Annotated in this window: 18 protein-coding genes; 10 read left to right on the top strand and 8 right to left on the bottom strand. The window is 72.2% G+C overall.

The genetic code is table 11. From position 1 onward, the window contains the following. Positions 1-113 precede the first annotated feature (113 nt). From DPM19_RS14580 to DPM19_RS14570, 4 genes are all read left to right on the top strand, one after another. The gene (locus DPM19_RS14580; RefSeq protein ID WP_111867627.1) at positions 114-1898 is read left to right on the top strand and encodes an HNH endonuclease signature motif containing protein; all 1785 of its coding nucleotides are present in this window, start codon (positions 114-116) and stop codon (positions 1896-1898) included. Between the two features lie 226 nt (positions 1899-2124). Continuing rightward, a complete protein-coding gene (locus tag DPM19_RS35260; RefSeq protein WP_158566792.1) occupies positions 2125-2301 on the top strand; it encodes a hypothetical protein in 177 nt (58 codons plus the stop codon). Next, positions 2301-3203: a hypothetical protein gene (locus DPM19_RS14575; RefSeq protein ID WP_146778874.1), complete on the top strand. Its 903-nt coding sequence runs from the start codon at positions 2301-2303 to the stop codon at positions 3201-3203. Before DPM19_RS35260 ends, DPM19_RS14575 begins: the two co-directional genes overlap by 1 nt. 63 nt (positions 3204-3266) lie before the next feature. Continuing rightward, entirely contained in the window at positions 3267-3932 is a 666-nt protein-coding gene (locus DPM19_RS14570) for a hypothetical protein (RefSeq protein WP_146778873.1), read from the top strand. A gap of 58 nt (positions 3933-3990) precedes the next feature. Here DPM19_RS14570 and DPM19_RS14565 read toward each other — a convergent pair whose 3' ends face one another. Continuing rightward, positions 3991-5001: a winged helix-turn-helix transcriptional regulator gene (locus DPM19_RS14565; RefSeq protein ID WP_158566791.1), complete on the bottom strand. Its 1011-nt coding sequence runs from the start codon at positions 4999-5001 to the stop codon at positions 3991-3993. A 105-nt stretch (positions 5002-5106) separates the two neighbouring features. Between DPM19_RS14565 and DPM19_RS14560 the strand changes: the two genes are divergently transcribed. From DPM19_RS14560 to DPM19_RS14545, 4 genes are all read left to right on the top strand, one after another. Next, positions 5107-5430, top strand: a complete 324-nt coding sequence (locus tag DPM19_RS14560) for a carotenoid oxygenase family protein (RefSeq protein ID WP_111868376.1) — start codon at positions 5107-5109, stop codon at positions 5428-5430. After that, positions 5427-6623 (top strand): acetyl-CoA C-acyltransferase, encoded by a 1197-nt coding sequence (locus DPM19_RS14555; RefSeq protein ID WP_111867617.1) that lies wholly within the window; start codon positions 5427-5429, stop codon positions 6621-6623. Before DPM19_RS14560 ends, DPM19_RS14555 begins: the two co-directional genes overlap by 4 nt. Further along, a complete protein-coding gene (locus tag DPM19_RS14550) occupies positions 6620-7606 on the top strand; it encodes an LLM class F420-dependent oxidoreductase (protein WP_233510157.1) in 987 nt (328 codons plus the stop codon). Before DPM19_RS14555 ends, DPM19_RS14550 begins: the two co-directional genes overlap by 4 nt. Positions 7607-7823: 217 nt before the next feature. Then, on the top strand, positions 7824-8402 hold the full coding sequence (locus DPM19_RS14545; RefSeq protein ID WP_158566790.1) for a hypothetical protein: 579 nt from the start codon (positions 7824-7826) through the stop codon (positions 8400-8402). 58 nt (positions 8403-8460) lie between these two features. Here the strand turns inward: DPM19_RS14545 and DPM19_RS14540 are convergent, their stop codons facing one another. The 7 genes from DPM19_RS14540 to DPM19_RS36765 all read right to left on the bottom strand — a co-directional run bounded on the left by DPM19_RS14540 (position 8461) and on the right by DPM19_RS36765 (position 15404). After that, positions 8461-9558 carry a serine hydrolase domain-containing protein gene (locus DPM19_RS14540; protein WP_111867612.1) on the bottom strand — a complete coding sequence of 366 codons (1098 nt, stop codon included), beginning with the start codon at positions 9556-9558 and terminating at the stop codon, positions 8461-8463. Between the two features lie 104 nt (positions 9559-9662). Beyond that, a complete protein-coding gene (locus DPM19_RS14535; protein WP_267900881.1) occupies positions 9663-10553 on the bottom strand; it encodes a glycosyltransferase family 2 protein in 891 nt (296 codons plus the stop codon). Then, positions 10550-11377, bottom strand: coding sequence for a CDP-alcohol phosphatidyltransferase family protein (locus DPM19_RS14530; protein WP_111867609.1), 828 nt, complete (start codon positions 11375-11377; stop codon positions 10550-10552). The genes DPM19_RS14535 and DPM19_RS14530 overlap by 4 nt, the downstream gene beginning before the upstream one ends. Beyond that, the gene (locus DPM19_RS14525) at positions 11355-12428 is read right to left on the bottom strand and encodes an iron-containing alcohol dehydrogenase family protein (RefSeq protein WP_111867606.1); all 1074 of its coding nucleotides are present in this window, start codon (positions 12426-12428) and stop codon (positions 11355-11357) included. The genes DPM19_RS14530 and DPM19_RS14525 overlap by 23 nt, the downstream gene beginning before the upstream one ends. A 3-nt stretch (positions 12429-12431) precedes the next feature. Then, positions 12432-13163 carry a phosphocholine cytidylyltransferase family protein gene (locus tag DPM19_RS14520; protein WP_111867604.1) on the bottom strand — a complete coding sequence of 244 codons (732 nt, stop codon included), beginning with the start codon at positions 13161-13163 and terminating at the stop codon, positions 12432-12434. After that, positions 13160-13843, bottom strand: coding sequence for a DUF5941 domain-containing protein (locus DPM19_RS36770; RefSeq protein ID WP_267900880.1), 684 nt, complete (start codon positions 13841-13843; stop codon positions 13160-13162). The genes DPM19_RS14520 and DPM19_RS36770 overlap by 4 nt, the downstream gene beginning before the upstream one ends. A 34-nt stretch (positions 13844-13877) precedes the next feature. After that, the gene (locus DPM19_RS36765) at positions 13878-15404 is read right to left on the bottom strand and encodes a CDP-alcohol phosphatidyltransferase family protein (RefSeq protein ID WP_146778871.1); all 1527 of its coding nucleotides are present in this window, start codon (positions 15402-15404) and stop codon (positions 13878-13880) included. Between the two features lie 146 nt (positions 15405-15550). Between DPM19_RS36765 and ispD the strand changes: the two genes are divergently transcribed. Next, positions 15551-16255 (top strand): 2-C-methyl-D-erythritol 4-phosphate cytidylyltransferase, encoded by a 705-nt coding sequence (gene ispD / locus DPM19_RS14505; protein ID WP_111867599.1) that lies wholly within the window; start codon positions 15551-15553, stop codon positions 16253-16255. Then, positions 16252-16977, top strand: a complete 726-nt coding sequence (locus DPM19_RS14500; protein WP_111867596.1) for a glycerophosphodiester phosphodiesterase — start codon at positions 16252-16254, stop codon at positions 16975-16977. Before ispD ends, DPM19_RS14500 begins: the two co-directional genes overlap by 4 nt. Positions 16978-17131: the final 154 nt, after the last annotated feature.

Below are 17131 nucleotides of genomic sequence, written 5' to 3'. Positions count from 1 at the left end.
TTGCCAGCGTCCTCACGACCGCCTCACCGCCCAGAGCGGCCCAATGTTGCTATGTGCAATCAATCTGCTACTCTTAGAACAGATGTTCGAATAATCTTCTGGAGGCGGGATCGATGCTGTCGGAGACGCTCCCCGAGCGCGGGGTTCACCTGCCGGAAGGGCTGGAGGGCATGCGGCCCGGGCCGCGGCTGGCGGCGATGCTGGCGGGAATCGACCGGTCGCGGTTATCGGGGTTCGACACGGTGGTGGTGCTCCAGGCGCAGGCGCGCCAGGTGGCCCACGAGCAGGCGCGGTTGTACGCGGACATGGCCGTGGTGGCCGATCGGGTGCGGGAAGAGACCGCGCACCTGCCCGGCGTGTGGGACAGCGACCTCCCGAAGTTCGCCACCGCGGAGATCGCGGCGGCACTGACGCTGACCAGACGGGCGGCGGGCGGGGCACTGGAAGACGCCTGGCTGCTGGTCGAGCGCCTCCCGGCCGTGTGGCGCGCCCTGCGCGACGGGCTGATCGACGTTCCCCGGGCGAAGGTGCTGGCACGCGAGACCCGGACTTTGACCGAACCCCTGGCCCGGCGGGTGGTCGCCCGGGTACTGCCGGAGGCACCGGATCTGACCACCGGGCAACTGGCTCATCGGGTGCGCCGCCTGGCGCTGGCGGCCGACCCCGAGACCGCCAGGAACAACTACGCGCTCGGTGTGACCGAGCGCCGGTTGGTTCACGGCACCGACTCCGACGGCACCGCGTATCTGGCCGGGTACCAGTTGCCGGTGGGCGCGGCTGCGGCGGCCTTCGAACGGGTGGACGCCATCGCCCGGGCGACCAAACAGGCCGGCGACTCCCGGCCGATGGACCAGATCCGCGCCGACGTCTACCTCGGCCTGCTGGAGGGCACCTGGGACGGTCCCGGCCCCGTCCACCGGCGCGGGGTGATGGAGCTGACCGCCGACCTGCCCACGCTGCTCGACCTGGCCGACCGCCCGGCGGAACTGGCCGGCTGGGGTCCCGTCATCGCCGACATCGCACGCCAGATCACACGTCAGATGGCCGACCGGCCGGCCAAGGCCGGCAACCCCGTCTGGACCTACTCGATCGCCGACCCCCTGACCGGAGGACTGCTGTACCACGGCACCGCCCGCCGCCCGGTACTCCCCACTCCTGGCTTCGCCCGCCACCCGGTACTCCCCGCTCCCGACTCCGCCCACCACCGCTCCACCCACCTCGGACCGGTCGGCTTCGGCGGTACCGCCCGTTCGCCAGCCACCAGCGCGGCGGGAACCAGCGCTCAGACCGAGCCCCCGACCAGGAACAGCCCCGGAACCCATGGGAAATCGGCTGGGACCGGCGCTGAACCAGAGGCCGGACCAGGAGCCAGGCCAGGGACCGGACCAAGGGCCAGACCAGGAGCCGAACCAAGGGCCAGACCAGGAGGTGGACCAGAGGGCGGGCCCAGCAGGCAGGGCGCCGGAACGGGGCAGACCACTGGGCCGGCGGCCGTCCAGCCGATGGCCGCTGCACCCGGTGAGCATGCGGAATCGACCGGGCGAGACCCGCGCCGTTTCCTCACCCCTCGGAACCGGGCCTACGTCATCGCCCGTGATCGCACCTGCCGCGGGCCGGGCTGTCGCGTCCCTGCCCGCCGCGCCGAGATCGACCACATCGTCCCGCACGCCCATGGCGGCCCCAGCACCCCCGACAACGCCGACGCCAAATGCCGCTACTGCCACGACCTCAAAGACGCCGGATGGACCACCACCCGCACCGCAGGCGGCACCACCCTCTGGACCAGCCCCCTCGGCCACACCTACCGCAAACCCCCCGAACCCATCACCCCACCCACCAACCTCACCCCCGCCGAACAGCACCTCGCAGAGAAACTCGGCCGGTCCACTGAGTCGTGAGGGAACTTCAGGGGCCTGCGGGAAATCCGAGATCTTGAGAAGCCCGAGGTCACCCATGCCCGCCCCGAGGGGCACAGCGCGGTGGGGCGCCGGTGCGGTGGCAAGGCTGATGCGTTCTCATATGGTGAGACCGCATCAGCCCTGGGTGCGGTGGAGCACCGGGCCTCGCCGCAGCCCATGCCGCCACGCTGCGCGGGATTTCCCATACCGCCGTGAATTCGTCGAGATGGCGCTCACCCGCACTTCCTCCGGCCAAGTGCACAACGGGCTGGTTCGATACGCAAAGAAAAACTCTAGCGAAATGATTGCCGAGGTGTTTGCCGAATGGAAATTCAGCTCAAATCCTCGACCCATCGCCGCAGCTATCGGCGAATTTATCGACAATCATTTTAAGGGGAGATAGTGACAACCGTTGTCCCGCCAGCGAGCATCTGCCAGGCGTGCGCACGCCTGAAGATGATCCCAGACCCCGATCACGACCCAAACGACGGAAATCCGTTCTCCGGAACGATCTACCTCTGCGACGCCTTTCCAGACGGTATCCCAAAAGACATCCATTTCGACGGCTTCGATCATCGACTTCCCTACCCCGGGGATCACGGAATTCGATTCCTCTTCAACGAGGAGAGGGAAGTAGTTCTGCGTGGATACGAAAGAGAGATCCCACCGGAAAAACGGGAGAGAGATGTCACCGAAAGCGCCCGTACATGGACACAGGAGATCACCGGTCTTCTGCGCAGGCGCCTCGCCGTCGTAGCAGATCTGCTGGACGCCTCAGCACTAATGGCCCCGGTACGCGAAGACAACTCTCCAGCAGTCTGGAGTTTTGATGATTTCGTCGCCCTGGGAATCTCGACTACCGGCCCTCGGGATCTCGACCTGGACGACTCCGAAGGCTTCAAAGAATGGAAGCCCTTGTCGGCGGAGGAACTTTCCGACCTGATACCCGACGGCGTCGACCTGTACATCGACCAACGGGGCCCCTTGCTGCCCGCACGCGACCTGCACCAGGCCAACCTCCCTTTGCTACGCGCAGCCCGCGCTCTTCAAGCGAACCAGGCCGAAAGAAATACACTTCTCGAGGAAATCCACCGCTCCGCCGTATATCAACTTTCCAGCGAAGAACACGTACCGTCGCCCATTGCTCAACGAGTTCCCATTTTTTCCTCATTGCTGGCCCTTCGCATCTTCGCAGGCGACATGCCTTACATAAGGATTCCAGGAAGAGAAGCAGCCAACGCACTCCCCTCGGGGCATAAACTCATCTTGGATCCCGGCCAACCGTATGCCATTGAGATCAACTAGGCTCACTCTCAAAATATTGATGCAATCACTCTCACACCGGGCAAGCACATGTTGAGGAACGCGGTGCGTGGCGTGGCGGCCGACTACAAGGTGCCGACCAGTTGCAACGGCATGTTCGCGCTCGTCACCGTGGACTTCGAGCCCGCCACGACCTACACCTTCCGCGACGTCGCGCCGGAGCCGCCGCCCGCGCGGCCGGACTGGATGAGCGACGCGACCTGGGCGGAGATCCTGCGCTCGGACGCCGAGACGCTGCGCGCCTACAAGGAGGTCTTCGCCGCGGCGATGTGTGAGGAGCTCGGCGCGCTCCCGGTCGGGGTGCTCCTCACCCGCTTCCGGTACCACCAGGTCGACAGCAGCGAGCGGGGCTTCGCCGAGGCCGCCCGCCGTGCGGTGCGGAACCTGCACCGGCGGGTCCCGGCCAGTCTGGCGGCACCGGTACGTGGCGTCCACGCCCGTAGCGCCGGCACCTACGTCAACGGCAGGGCCTACGTCGCGGACGTCACCGTGGACTTCGAGCCCGCCGAACGGTACGAGTTCACCGACCGGACGGGCTCCCACGAGATCGCGGACGGGCACGCGGCAGCCCTGGATGCGGCCGTCGGCAGGGAACTCGGCGACCCGCCGCTGCGCGTGGTCCTCACCGGTGGCCTGCACCGCGAGGTGAGTGAGCGCGGCTTCGGGGACCTCGCCCTCCCCGTCGTGCGGGAACTGCGCAAGCACCTCTGAGCGGGAACCGCGCAGCCGCCCTGGCCGGGAGTTCTCACGCCTTGGCCGGGCGCCACGGTCACCGGGACCCGCCGGCCGGTTCCGCCTCGTCCGCTCCCGGCCCGTCCGGAACCCGTTCCCGCGCGTCGCCCGGCCGGGGGTGCGGGAGCCGCCGGTCGGTGAGGATGAAATGCACGTCGGTGCGGGCCAGCGGGTCACCGCACGCCCGGCATCGCAGCTGCGGCCGGAAGGTCTTCCCGCAGGTCCGGTGGGTGATGATCAGGTCGGTGCCGGGCGGGGCGGCGTACCATCGCTGCGCCCAGTCGATGGCCAGGGTGAACACCCCGAAGAAGCTCCGCCCCTTCTCGGTCAGCCGGTAGGCGGGGCGCCCGCCGCCGGATTCGTCGGTGGCGAGCACGCCCAGCTCGGTGAACCGCCGCAGCCGGCTGGACAGCACGGACGGGGCCACGCCGAGTTCCGCCTCGAACTCGGCGAACCGGCGCAGGCCGAGCAGGGCCGCCGCGAGGATCACGGTGCTCCACCGGTCGCCGAGCAGTTCGAAGGTCTCGGGAAGGTAGGACAGTGGGTCGCCGTCGTCGCTCCGGACCGTCCGGCGGTGGTGGCGTGGCACCGCCACCCGGGCGAAGGTGTCCTCGCTGCGCCGGGTGTCGGTGTCGCGGGCGCTGACAGGGGCCTCGCCGCAGGACGCGCAGCCCAGTTCCACGTCGGTGCGGTTCCCGCAGCCGTCGTGCATGAGTTCCGGCAGCCCGACGCGGCGCGGCACCCACCGCTGCTCCCAGGACCAGATCTCCACCAGCAGCGACCACAGTTCCAGCGCGCGCTCGGTCAGCAGGTACTCGGTGCGGGTGCGGCCGCCCTCCCGGTAGGGGGACGGGCTCAGCAGCCCGCCGGCGACGAGTTCCTTGAGGCGACCCGCCAGCACCGACTCCGACATGCCCAGTTCGTCGCGCCAGTCGCCGAACCGCCGGACGTGCAGCAGGAAGGCCCGTTGCAGGATCAGCAGCGTCCACTGGTCGCCGATCGCCAGCAGTGCCTGCCCGATCGCGCTGGGACGTCGCTCCTCTGCCACCCGGCCCGCCCTCCGCCAGCTCTTCCCGACTCCGGGGCCACATGCTACGGTTTTCCTGACTTCTTTTATAGTAGCTTCGGGGTGGAGTAGGGAATCGGGGGCGAGATGACCGAGGAGCGGCCGGTGGCGGTGGCCCGGGCTGTCACCGGCACCGGCGAACCCGACCCCTACCTGATGGGCGTGTTCGCCGCCGTCCAGGACGAGCCGGCCCTGGACGACCTGGAGGTCGTCGGCGAGACCCCCCGCGACCTCAACGGCGTCCACCTGCGCAACGGGCCCGACCGCCACCACATGTTCGACGGCGACGGCATGCTCCACCCGATGCACTTCGAGAACGGCCGGGTGCTGCTCCCCTGCTCCGTCCCGTCCGGCTTCCACGCCGCCCGGGTCCGCGCCGGCCAGCTTCGCACCCCGGAGGACATGCGATGACCGATGTCTACGTGCTGTCGACCCTGCGCACCCCCCGCGGGAAGGCCCGCCCCGGCGGCGGGCTCGCCGAGGTGCCGCCGGGGGAACTGGTGCGGCAGTTGCTGAACGGCCTCGCCGAACGCTCCACGGCGCTCCCCGACACGGTCGAGGACCTCCTCCTCGGCTGCACGGTCCAGGTCGGCGAGCGGGCCGGCGAGCCGGGCGGCGACCTGGCCCGCATCGCGGCGCTCGTGGCCGGCTGGTGCAAGCCCGCCGCGGGGCGGGCCGCCGCCCAGACCTGCGTCTCGGGCATCAACGCGATCAACACCGCTGCGGCCCGGATCGCCTTCGGCTCGGCGAGCCTGGTCAGCGCCGGCGGGCTCGGATCGGTCTCCCGGGGTCCGCTCTGGCCCGAGCGGCAGATCGTCGAGCCGACCGGCGCGGTGCAGCTGGGCGTGTCCGCCGACCTGATCGCCACCGTCGAGGGCTTCGACCGCGAGCAGCTCGACGCCTGCGCCCTGCGCAGCCAGTCGCGGGCCGCCGCGGCCTGGGCGCAGGGCAGGTTCGACGGTTCGCTGCTGCCCGTCCGGCACGGCGACGAGATCGCCCTGGACCGGGACGAGACCGTCCGGCCCGGCACCACCGCCGGCGGCCTGGCCGCGCTGCGGCCGGTCTTCGCCGTGCCCGGCGCCGAGGGGGAGGACGACCTCGTCCGGCGGCACCACCCCGAGGTCGGCGAGATCCGGCACCTGCACACCATCGGGACCTCACCCGCGTCCACGGACGGCGCCGGGCTCGCCGTGCTCGGCGACGCCGCGGCCGCCACGGCGACCGGGCTGCGCCCGCGGGCCCGGGTGGTCGCCTCCGCCACGGCCACGGTCGAACCGATCCTCACGCTCACCGCCGGGCAGGCCGCCGTGGAGAAAGCCCTGAAACGGTCCGGGCTGTCACCCGGCGACGTCGCCGTGTACGAGGTGGCCGAGGCGTTCGCCGCCCCCTGCCTGAAGTTCCAGCGGGACCTGGGCGTCACCGACGAGCAGTTCAACCCCAACGGCGGCACCATCGCGATGGGACACGCCTTCAGCGCCACCGGCCCGATCCTGCTGGCGTCCTGCGTGGACGAGCTGGAGCGGACCGGCGAGCGCTACGGCGTGGTCGCGGTCGCCGGCGCCGGCGGGGCCGGCAGCGCCACCGTGCTGGAGCGTGTCGCGTGACCCACCACCCCCTGCTGACCGTGTCCCTGGGCCTCTGGCAGGACCGCCCGCCCGGCGAGGTCCGGCTGACCGCCCGCACCGCCGACCGGCTCGGCTACCCCGAACTGTGGGTGGGCGAAATGGCCACCTACGACGCCTTCGCCCTCGCCACCGCGCTCGGCACCGAGACCGAGCGGATCCAGCTGACCGTCGGCCCCCTGGCGGTGGCCGTCCGCGACCCCATGACGATCGCCCGCGGCGCGGCGTCGGTCGCCGACCTGACCGGACGGCGCGTCGGCGTCGCGATCGGCACCTCCAGCCCCCTGGTGGTGGGCGAGTGGCACGGGCGCGACCGGGGCCGGCCGGTGACCCGGCTGCGCGAATCCGCCCAGGTCCTGCGGGAACTGCTGGACGGGGGCAAGCCGTCCTTCGCCGGCGAGACCGTCCGGACCCGCGGCTACCACCTGCGCCTGGACGCGCCCGGGTCGGAGCTGACCGTGGCGGCGTTCGGCGAGTCCGCCATCGGCGTCGCCGCCACCACCGCCGACCGGATGGTCCTGAACCTGATCACGCCCGCCTCCGCCGCGACCCTGGTCGGGCACCTGCGCCGCGCCGCCGCCGAGGCCGGCCGCCCCGCACCCCGGGTCGCCGCCTGGGTCACCGCCGCCGTGGACCCGACCGAGGACGCCGTCGAGCAGATCCGCCGCGCCGTCGTCGGCTACCTGGCCGCACCCGGGTACGGCGAGATGTTCGCCGAGGCGGGCTTCGGAGACGTCGTCGAGTTCGCCCGCACCCGACCGCACCCCCGGGACCTGCTCGCGGCCGTCCCCGTCGAACTCGTCCAGGCGGTCGCCCTGGTCGGCGACGAGGCCGCGATCCGCACCCGGCTCGCCGAGTACGGCCACGCCGGGGTGGACGAGGTGGCCCTCGTCCCCGTCTCCGTGGACGCCGACCCCGGCGGGGAGAAGACCCTCACCGCCCTGCGCCCCGCGGACGCCCCCTGACCGGCGGCGCGGGCGGATCCCCGCCCGCGCCACCCACCATCCGCCCGCCTCGCGGCACCGCGGCAAGGTCGTCTGGTCCCGCCTCCCGCCCGTGAGCCCCCCGTTCCCCGCACGCGAACTCCCGGTTCCACCGCGGCAGCCCGTCTGCCCGCCATTCCACGTGGACCCGCCGGCCTTCCCGTGGAACCGGATGAGGGCGGATCACGTCCATGGGGGCATGCCCTCGCGAGCGCTGGCCCGTGTTCTGGTCACGGCGGCGATCGTCCCCCTGCTGGGGCTGGCGGCGCCGCAGCACGCCTGCGCGTGCAGTTGCAGGATGATCACCGAGAAGGAGGCGTACGCCGGCGCCGACGCGGTGTTCGTCGGGCGGGTCGTCCGGCGCGAGGAAGTCCGGCGAGAAGTCCAGAGCAGCGGCGACCCGGTGATCCTCGTCTTCGAGGTGCGCATCGTCCACAAGGGCAGGGTCGCGCGCCGGCAGGACGTCCACACGGTGTCGTCCAGCGCCAGTTGCGGCTTCGAAGCGCAGCCGGGGGCCGAGTACCTGGTCTTCCTCGACCAGAGCGACGGCGAGTTGCATGCGAGCGCGTGCAGCGGAACCCGTGGCGCGGACAAGCCCCTCGCGGTGCCCTCCGCACCGTCCTACCCGCCCGTTCTCGGCTACGCGGACTACGACCTGGAAGGCGACACGTGGTCGCCGGTGCGCGCGGCCGTCGGCGGAGCCGCGGTGGTGGCGGCCGTGGTCGCCGCGTTCCTGCTCCTCCGCCGGCGCGGGCGCGGCGGCCCGGAGCGCGGCTGAGCCGCGGCCCGGCGCCCGCCGGTGGCGGCGGGCGCCGGGGTCCGCGGATCGGTTCCGGTCAGCGGGCGGCGGCGCGGGTGCGGGCGACTTCGGCGGCGGTCGCGCGGAAGGCGGGCATGGTCTCGCCCGCGTCCCCGGTGGTGATCAGAGTGGACTTGACGATGACCACCTTGTGCCGGGGGGACACGTAGATGGTCTGGCCGAGGAAGCCCTGGGCCATGAACTCGCCGTCCTCGCCGAGCCACCAGTGCAGGCCGTACCCGGGGCTGGGCGCCGAGGGCCGGGTGGACGCCTCCACCCAGGAACGGGGGACGACCTGGCGGCCGAGGGCCTGCCCGCCGTTCAGGTAGAGCAGGCCGAACCGGGCGAAGTCCCGGGCGGTCGCGTAGTAGCAGCAGTAGCCCATCGAGTTGCCCTTGGAGTCGTTGCCCAGGTAGGCGGCGGACCCCATCCCGGCCGGCTGCCACAGCTTCCGCTCGACGTACCGCTCGTAGGGGACCCCGGTGGCCTTGGTGACCGCCCAGGCCAGGACGAACGAGTTCATGCTCGTGTAGTTGAACCGGGTGCCGGGCTCCCAACCGCGCACCCGCTGCGCGGCCATCCGGGGCAGCGGGACGCCGATGCTGGCCCCGACGTGCACCCCGGGGACGTCGAGGGTCTCGTCCCAGGTGACCCCGGACGACATCCACAGCAGGTGCCGCAGCGAGACGCCGGCGTAGCCGGACCCGGCCAGTTCGGGGATGTACTTGGTGACCGGGTCGTCGACGGACCGGATGTGCCCTTCCCCGATCGCGATGCCGATGGCGGCGGAGGTGAACGACTTGGCCATCGACCACGACTGGAACCGGGTGTTCCGGTCGGCCAGGTGGTACCGCTCGACCAGGAGTTCCTGGGTCTGCCCGTCCAGGACGACGAACCCCTGGGTGCTGCTGCTGGACAGGAAGTTCTCCAGCGTGCGCGTCCGCCCGTCGTAGGTGTAGCTCACCTGGAGTTTGCGGGACGACGTGCGCAGTTCGACTGTCTGGCCCCCCGGCTTGACCAGGTCGAAGTTCGGGAACTCGATGTTCGGGTACGGGGCGGGCTCGGCACGGGCCGGGGTGGCGGTCAGCGTGAGCAGGATCGCGGTCAGGAATGCGAGGAACGGCACCTTGCGCATGGGGCTCCCTGCGATCGGGGGGTGGGATCGGCCCACCGATCGTCAGGGAATTCAGAGCGCGGTTCTAGAGAGAAAATCTCAGCTTTCGTACTAGACAGCCGCGGTCAGATGATGGGAGGGCGGCCCGTGCGGGTCATCCGCCAGACGGTGCCCCAGGAGATGGGGCGGCGGGGCCCGGCCGGTTTGCGCCAGCCCTCGGCGAAGCCCTTGAACCACGGCTTGAGGGCCCGGGGGCGGCGCTCGCGCAGCACCGTCATCGTCATCCACACCGCCAGGTAGGTCAGCGCCAGCGGCCACGGCAGGTTGCGGCGGGCCAGCCAGACCCGGTTGCGCGCGTTGTAGCGGTAGAACATGTCGTGCCGGGTGGGCAGCACCGCCGGGTGGTACATGACCGCCGAGGCGTCGTAGAGGATCCGGTACCCGGCGTTCAACGCCTGCCAGGCCAGGTCGGTCTCCTCGTGCGCGTAGAAGAAGTCCTCCGGCAGCCCGCCGGCCGCGTCCCACGCCGCCCGGCGGACCGCGCACGCCCCGCCCAGGAAGGTGGTCACCTCCGAGGAGCGCTCGGGGTCGCCCGCCCGCAGCCGGGGGACGTGCCGGCGCTCGCCCCGGCCGCCCTCGGGGTCCCGCACCCGGAACGAGATGATCCCCAGCCGGGGGTCGGCGGCGAACCGGTCGCGCAGGTGCGTGCCGAGCCGCGGCGAGCGGTACCAGCCGTCGTCGTCCAGGAACAGGATCAGCTCGCCCGAGGACGCCGCCACCCCCTGGTTGCGTCCGGCGGGGATCCCCACGTTGCGGGGCAGCGCCAGCGTCTTCACCCGCGGGTCGTCGAACGGCGGCTTGGCGGCGGCGTCGCCGACCGGGTCCGTCCCGTTCCCGACGAGCACCACCTCGACGTCCACGTGCTCCTGCTCCAGCGCGCTGCGCACCGCCCGCTCCAGTTCCACGGGCCGGTTGCCCATGGTGAGCACGACGACCGAGAGCAGGCCAGGGGTCACTTCAGCCTCCGCGAGGCGAGGATGCTGACGAGGTGGAGCGCGGTCTGGACGACGGCCACGGCGGCGACCGCGACCGCGAGCACCCGGGTGGCCACGGGGGTGTGGCCGCCCACCAGGGCGTCGAGCACGGCGGCGGCGAGGATCAGCAGCGACAGCTCGACCGCGCCGATGATCCGGTGGAACCGCAGCATCGCCACGGCCTGCCGGGCCAGCGCCAGCCCGGTGGAGCGGGGCCGCAGCGCCCGGTCGCCGCCCGTCGGGTCGGCGGGCAGCCCGGACTTGGCCCGGGCCACCACCACGTTGTCGGTCTCGGCCTTGATCAGGGCGGCGCCGAGCGCGGCCAGCAGCCCCAGCTCGACGTAACCGCCCGACTCCCAGGCGGCCTGGGCCCGCACACCGAGACCGATCAGCAGCGCCACCTCGGACAGGTAGTGGCCGATCCGGTCGAGGAAGACCCCGGCGACGGACGTCTGCCCGGTGTACCGGGCGACCTCGCCGTCGGAGCAGTCGAGCAGCAGGTACGCCTGGATGAGCACCGCCCCGCCGAGCGCCGTCCACACCCCGCCCACCGGCAGCGCCACCACCAGGCCCGCGAGCATCCCGCAGACGATCATCAGGTAGGTGAGCTGGTTGGGGGTGAACCCCAGTCGCAGGAAGAACCAGGAGAAATAGGGCGACAGCGACCGCATGTACAGCCGGCCGGCCCAGTGCTCCTCGTTGCGGCGCTCCTTGAGGCCGGGCGGCTGCCCGCCGGCGCGCACGTCAGCGACGGTGGCCGCCCGCCGGGACGGCCGGCTCGTCTCAGCGTCCGTAGGACTGGACATACTCTCCCACCGCCTTGAGGGCCGCGCCCTCGCCGAGGCCGAGATGTTCCAAGATCGTGTAACGGCCGGGCCGGGTCTGCGGCCCGAACACCACGGCCTGCGCGAACTGCTCCTCAGTGAGCCCGACGTCGCCCGGCAGCATCGGCAGGCCGTGCCGGGACAGGGACTCGGCGACGGCCTCGGCCCGGCCGGGGTCCTCGCCCAGGAACCGCGTCCGCAGGTGCATGCAGAACAGCGCGCCCAGCCCGGCCAGCTCACCGTGGTTGGCGGTACCGGGGAACAGCTGGTCGATCGCGTGCAGGATCTCGTGGTCGCCGCCGCTGCACGGGCGGGACGAGCCGGCGAACGACATCGCCATGCCCGACAGCACCAGCGCCTCGGCCAGGACGGTCAGGAACCCGTCGGCCTCGATCGAGTCGCGCTGCCCGAGCACCGCCTCGGCGGCCATCCGCGAGACGGTCACCGCCAGCCGGTCGATGGGGTCGCCCTGCTTGGCGTGCGACAACTCCCAGTCGTCGATGGCCGACAGGTTGCTCAGCACGTCGCCCACCCCGGAACGCACCAGCCGCTCGGGTGCGGCCCGCACGTAGTCGAGGTCCACGACCATCGCGATCGGCAGGGCGACCCCGAACGAGCCCTTGCCCTTGTCGTGCTCCAGCGAGGCCACCGGGGAGCAGATGCCGTCGTGGGAGAGGTTGGTGGCGACGGACACCATGGGGATGCCGGCCAGCGTCGCCGCGTACTTGGTGGCGTCGATCGTCTTGCCGCCGCCGATGCCGACCAGCGCCTCGTACGACCCGGCGCGCAGGTTGGAGCTGAGGTGGACGGCCGCGTCGACCGTGCCGCCGGGCACCTTGAAGACGTCGGCGAGGCCGAGGGTGGGGGTGATGTGCTCGATGATCGCGTCGCCCTGGCCGGGGCCGACCGCGACGGCGACCCTGCCCTCGGTGGCGATCCGGCGGTCGGCCAGCAGCTCGCCGAGGCCGGCGATGGCGCCGCGCCGGACGTCGATGGACAGGGGCGCGGTGAGCATCCTGGTGAGCAGGGGCATGGGTCAGTAGCCCTTGGCTATCCGGCGGGCCTTCTCCAGGTCGTCGTGGTTGTCGACCTCGACCCAGTCGACGGCGCCGATCGGGGCCACCGCGACCGTCCCGCCGCGGTTCACCAGCTCCTGGTAGCCGTCCTCGTAGTAGAGGTCGGGGTTCCCCTCCCAGGTGGCCCGCAGCGCGTCGGCCAGCGGGGCGGCGGCGGCTGGCTCGATGAGCGTCGCACCGATGTACTCGCCGTACGCCTGCGCGGGGTCCATCAGCTTGGTGATGCGCCGCAGGTGGCCGGCCTCGTCGAGGGTGACCTTCATTTCCTCGTCGGCCAGGCTCTTGACGTCGTCGACCGCCAGCAGGAGGTCCGGGCCCCGCGCGGCCAGCAGCGTCTTCTCGACGCTCACCGGGTGGACGGTGTCGCCGTTGACCATGAGGACGCCCTCGGCGAAGTGGTCGCGGGCGAGCCACATCGAGTAGGCGTTGTTCCACTCCTCGGCCTTGTCGTTGTGCACGAGGGTGATCGAGACGCCGTACCGCGCCTCCAGCGCCGCCTGCCGCGTCTCGACGGCCTCGGCACGGTAGCCGACGACGATGACGACGTCGGTCAGCCCGACCTCGGCCAGGTTGCGCAGCGCGATGTCGAGGATCGTCGTGTCGCCGTCCACCGGCACCAGCGCTTTGGGCAGCGTGTCCGTGTACGGCCGCAGCCGTCGGCCCGCGCCTGCCGCGAGCACCATACCGATCATGATCCGGCCTCCTCCTCAGCCTCCAGGTCGACCATGACGCCGCTCCCGCGTCCGGTCCGGGTCCAGGTGGTCACGCTCTCCACGCCGAACAGCACGCCGAGGTAGACCGCGAGCACGGCGTACGCGAACGGCAGCGCTCCGACGAGGGCGGCGAACGCCACGAGGAGCATCCGCCCCTCCCAGCCGAGCCCGGCCCGGAAGACCCACTCCCGCGGCCAGAGCCGCTGGCGCGTGCGGTACACCGTGTCGTAGTGGTGGTACGCGAGCACCGCGATCAGCCCGTAGACCAGCGGTGCGGAGACGCCGTGCGCGAACCCCAGTACAGCCAGGTAACCATACTCGATCGCCCGGATGAACGGAGGGACAACCCAGTCGATACGGCCATCATGCCGATGGGTTGCGGCCGGGCCGGTCAGCAGCAGCACGACCACCGGTGCGAACAGGGCGGGGCTGCTCTGCTCGCCCACTCCGCTCATCAGCAGGACGGTGACGGTCACCGCGGCGACCAGCACCCCCGGCAGCGGCGGCAGCTGCCCGCGCGCCAGCCGCCCCAGGGCCACGCAGATCGGGCCGTCGTCGCGGTAGGCCTGCAACCGCCGGGTGTGGTACGCCACCTGCTGGTCGTCGATGGACGGCCGGCGCGGCGCGGCGGGTACGCTCCCGCCGGGCAGCACGTGCATTACTGGTCCTTCGCTCGCTCTCGGGGTGCCGGGGTCATCGGCCCAGCGATCTCAGCAGCCGCCCGGTGAGGGTGTACGCGGCGGCAAGCCCGCCCCAGCCGAGCAGCGCGATGAACGTCACCTTCGCGTTGAACAGCGCAGCGGTGATCGAGATCAGCGCGAACCGCTCGCCGATGGGCAGGATGATGATCTTCTTGGCCCAGCGCAGCGCATGGATCTTCTCCGTCCGGTTGGACAGCGCCACGACCACGCCGGCCGGCCCGCGGCGCCGCCGGGGCGGGGCGGGCTCGAAGCCGTCGCCCGGCTCGTCCAGCGGCCGGGTCTGCGGCAGCGGGGCCACGATCCGGCGCTTGGACGCGCCGAACGCGAAGTCGATCATGTGCCGGCAGGTCTGCAGCGCGAGGGCCGCCACGGCCAGCGGCCACACGTCGCCCGCGTGGACCGAGCTGGTGGTCGCCGCGGCGGTGGAACCCACCGCCAGCCCGGCGTACACGACGTACTCCTTGGCCCGGTCGAAGGTCGCGTCCAGCCAGGCGCCGAGCGTGCTGAACTGGCGGGTGTAGCGGGCGAGCTGGCCGTCCACGCAGTCGAGGACGAAGGCGACGTAGAGCAGCAGGGCGCCGAGCAGCATCCCCACCCGGGTGCCGTCGGCGAACCACACCGCCGCCAGCACGGCCACGCCCATCGAGATGGACGTGACCATGTTCGGCGTCAGCCTGAGCCGGGCCGCCAGGCGGGCGATGCGCCAGGAGTAGGTGCTGACCGCGTAGGTGGTGAAGAAGCCGTCGTTGCCCTTGACCGCCGCGGCGAGCCGGGCCCGGTCCTCGTCCACCGCCTCGACCGCCGCCCGGGCCGCGGCCGCCTCGGCCGGGGTGCGGGCCCGGGCGCCGGCCAGGACCTCGCGGTCGCGCGCCGCGACCTGGACGCCCGCGCGGGCCAGGCCGACCAGCAGCAGGCCGGGCACGTCGCCGCCGAGCGCCGTGCCGGGCGTCCCGGCGAGGGCGGCCAGCCGGTCGGCGGCGCCGGCCAGGGCGCGAGCGTCGGCGGCGGCCACCCGGAGCAGGCCGAGGAAGACCCCGGTCGGCGCGGTCACCACGTGGTGGTCGGAGCCGGCCGACTCGACCCGGCCGCCGCGCACCCGGACCTGCGGGCCCGTCCCCTCGGCGGCGACCGCCGCGGTGGTGGTCTTCGCATCGGACACCAGCCGGGTCAGCAACTCGTCGCCGGCCACCAGATCGCCGTGCAGGATCACCAGCGGCGCCTTCGCCGCCCGGGCCAGCCGGGCGACCTCACGCAGGTCACCGGCCACGTCGTCGGATTCGACCACCGTGAAGCCGGGCTCCGGGGCGCCCTCGGGGCAGTCGCGCTTGCGTACCTGGGGGGCGAGATCGGGCCGGGTGACGACATGGACGTCGGGTACGTTGAGCGAGACCAACTGGTCGATCAACCGCTGCAGGAGAGTCGGCGTGCCCGAGGAGTCCCCGTACGGGAGCACGGTACTCGGCCCCGCCTCGGCCTCCCCCCCGACCCGTTCGGTAGCCAGCACCACGGCCACAGTCATCGATCGACGCCCTCCGCCAAGGTCAGGACAGGGAAAATGCACCGCATACGACGGGATGTGAACCGCGGGCGCATCGACAGCGTAGCGGCTCGAACTCGCACAGAAGTTCCACTCGACCCCGCCCACGACCCGAGCGGAGGTGCGCGATGACACCGACGGTGGCGGTGGTGCTGGCGGGGGGCACGGGGCAGCGCATGGGCTCCACGCTGCCCAAACAGCTGCTGGAAGTGGGCGGCCGCCCGGTTCTGGCGTACTCGATCGAGACCTTCGACGCCCACCCCGGAATCAATTCGATCTTGGTCGTGATGGCGGCCGGGCACCGGGCGGCGGCGGAGCGGGTGGCCGCCCCGTACGGCTCCGTCCGCGCGGTGATCGAGGGCGGCGCCACCCGCACCGCCTCGACGCTGGCCGCGCTGGCCGCGCTGGCCGGCGAGCCCGACGACGCGCGGGTGCTGTTCCACGACGCCGCCCGCCCCTTCGTCGATCCCGGCATCGTCGACCGCTGCCTCGCCGCGCTGGAGACCGGTGCGGCCGTCGCGGTCGCGCAGCCCGTCTCCGACACGGTCGTCGCGGTCGGCCCCGGGCCGGTGGTCGCGGCCATGCCGCCGCGCGAGTCCCTGCGCCGGTTCCAGACGCCGCAGGGGTTCCGGCTGGGCACCATCCGCCGGGCGTACGAACTCGCCGGGGCCGACGCGGGCTTCACCGCCACCGACGACTGCGGGGTGGTGCACCGCTACCTGCCCGAGGTGCCGATCCAGGTGGTCGAGGGCGGCGAGCACAACCTCAAGGTCACCCACCCGCTCGACCTGGTCGTCGCCGAGCACCTGGCCCGGGAGCGCGCACAGTCATGATCTTCGAATCGACGCCCGCCGTGATCGGTCACCGGGGTGTGGGGTCGGGCGGGGCCGAGAACACCATCGACTCGCTGCTGGCCGCCGTCGACGCCGGGATCGACTGGGTCGAGATCGACGTCCAGCGCACCGCCGACGACGACCTGGTGCTCCGGCACGACCCGATCACGCCCGACGGCGGCTTCCTGATCGAGTGCACGGCCGCCGAGTGCGGGCTGCCCCGGCTGGCCGACGTCTTCGCCGCGCTACCGCCCGAGGTCGCGCTCGACATCGACGTCAAGACGGTGCTGGAGGACGCGGTGGACGCCCCGTCCCGGCGGACCGGGGCGCTGCTGCTGCCGCTGCTCGCCGCCGAAGCACGCCGCCGGCGGCTGCTGGTGACCTCGTTCGACCCGGCGCTGCTGCTGCACCTCAAGGAGAACCTGCCGGGAGTGCCGCTGGGCCTGCTCACCTGGCTGCGCTTCCCCATCTGGCACGGTGTCGCGGCGGCGGCCGGGCTGGGGCTCCAGGCGATCGGCATGCACACCGGCTCGTCCGGGCTGGGGCGCGCCGACTGGCGGTTCCGCCCGCTGGAGCACACCGTCGAGGTGGCCCACCAGGCCGGGCTGGAGGTGGTGGCCTGGTGCCCCACCGCCGAGGAGGCCGCCGGCTACGCCGCGGCCGGGGTGGACGCCATGGTCGTCGACGACGTCCCCGGCGTGCTCACCACCCTGGCGGCCTAGCCCGACCGCCTGACTCGGCCGCCTAGCTGTACTGCTCATGGACGTTGGTGACGGCGACACGGGCCGGATGTTGTTGAAATAGGGAGGACCTCCCAGGTGTGGTGTGGAGCTACCACACAGCCACTCCGCACCCGTAGGAGGTCCTCGTGCCCCA

The sequence above is a fragment of the Actinomadura craniellae genome (assembly GCF_003289645.1).
Taxonomy (GTDB): domain Bacteria; phylum Actinomycetota; class Actinomycetes; order Streptosporangiales; family Streptosporangiaceae; genus Actinomadura_D; species Actinomadura_D craniellae.
This window is presented reverse-complemented; position numbering and strand designations above follow the sequence as displayed.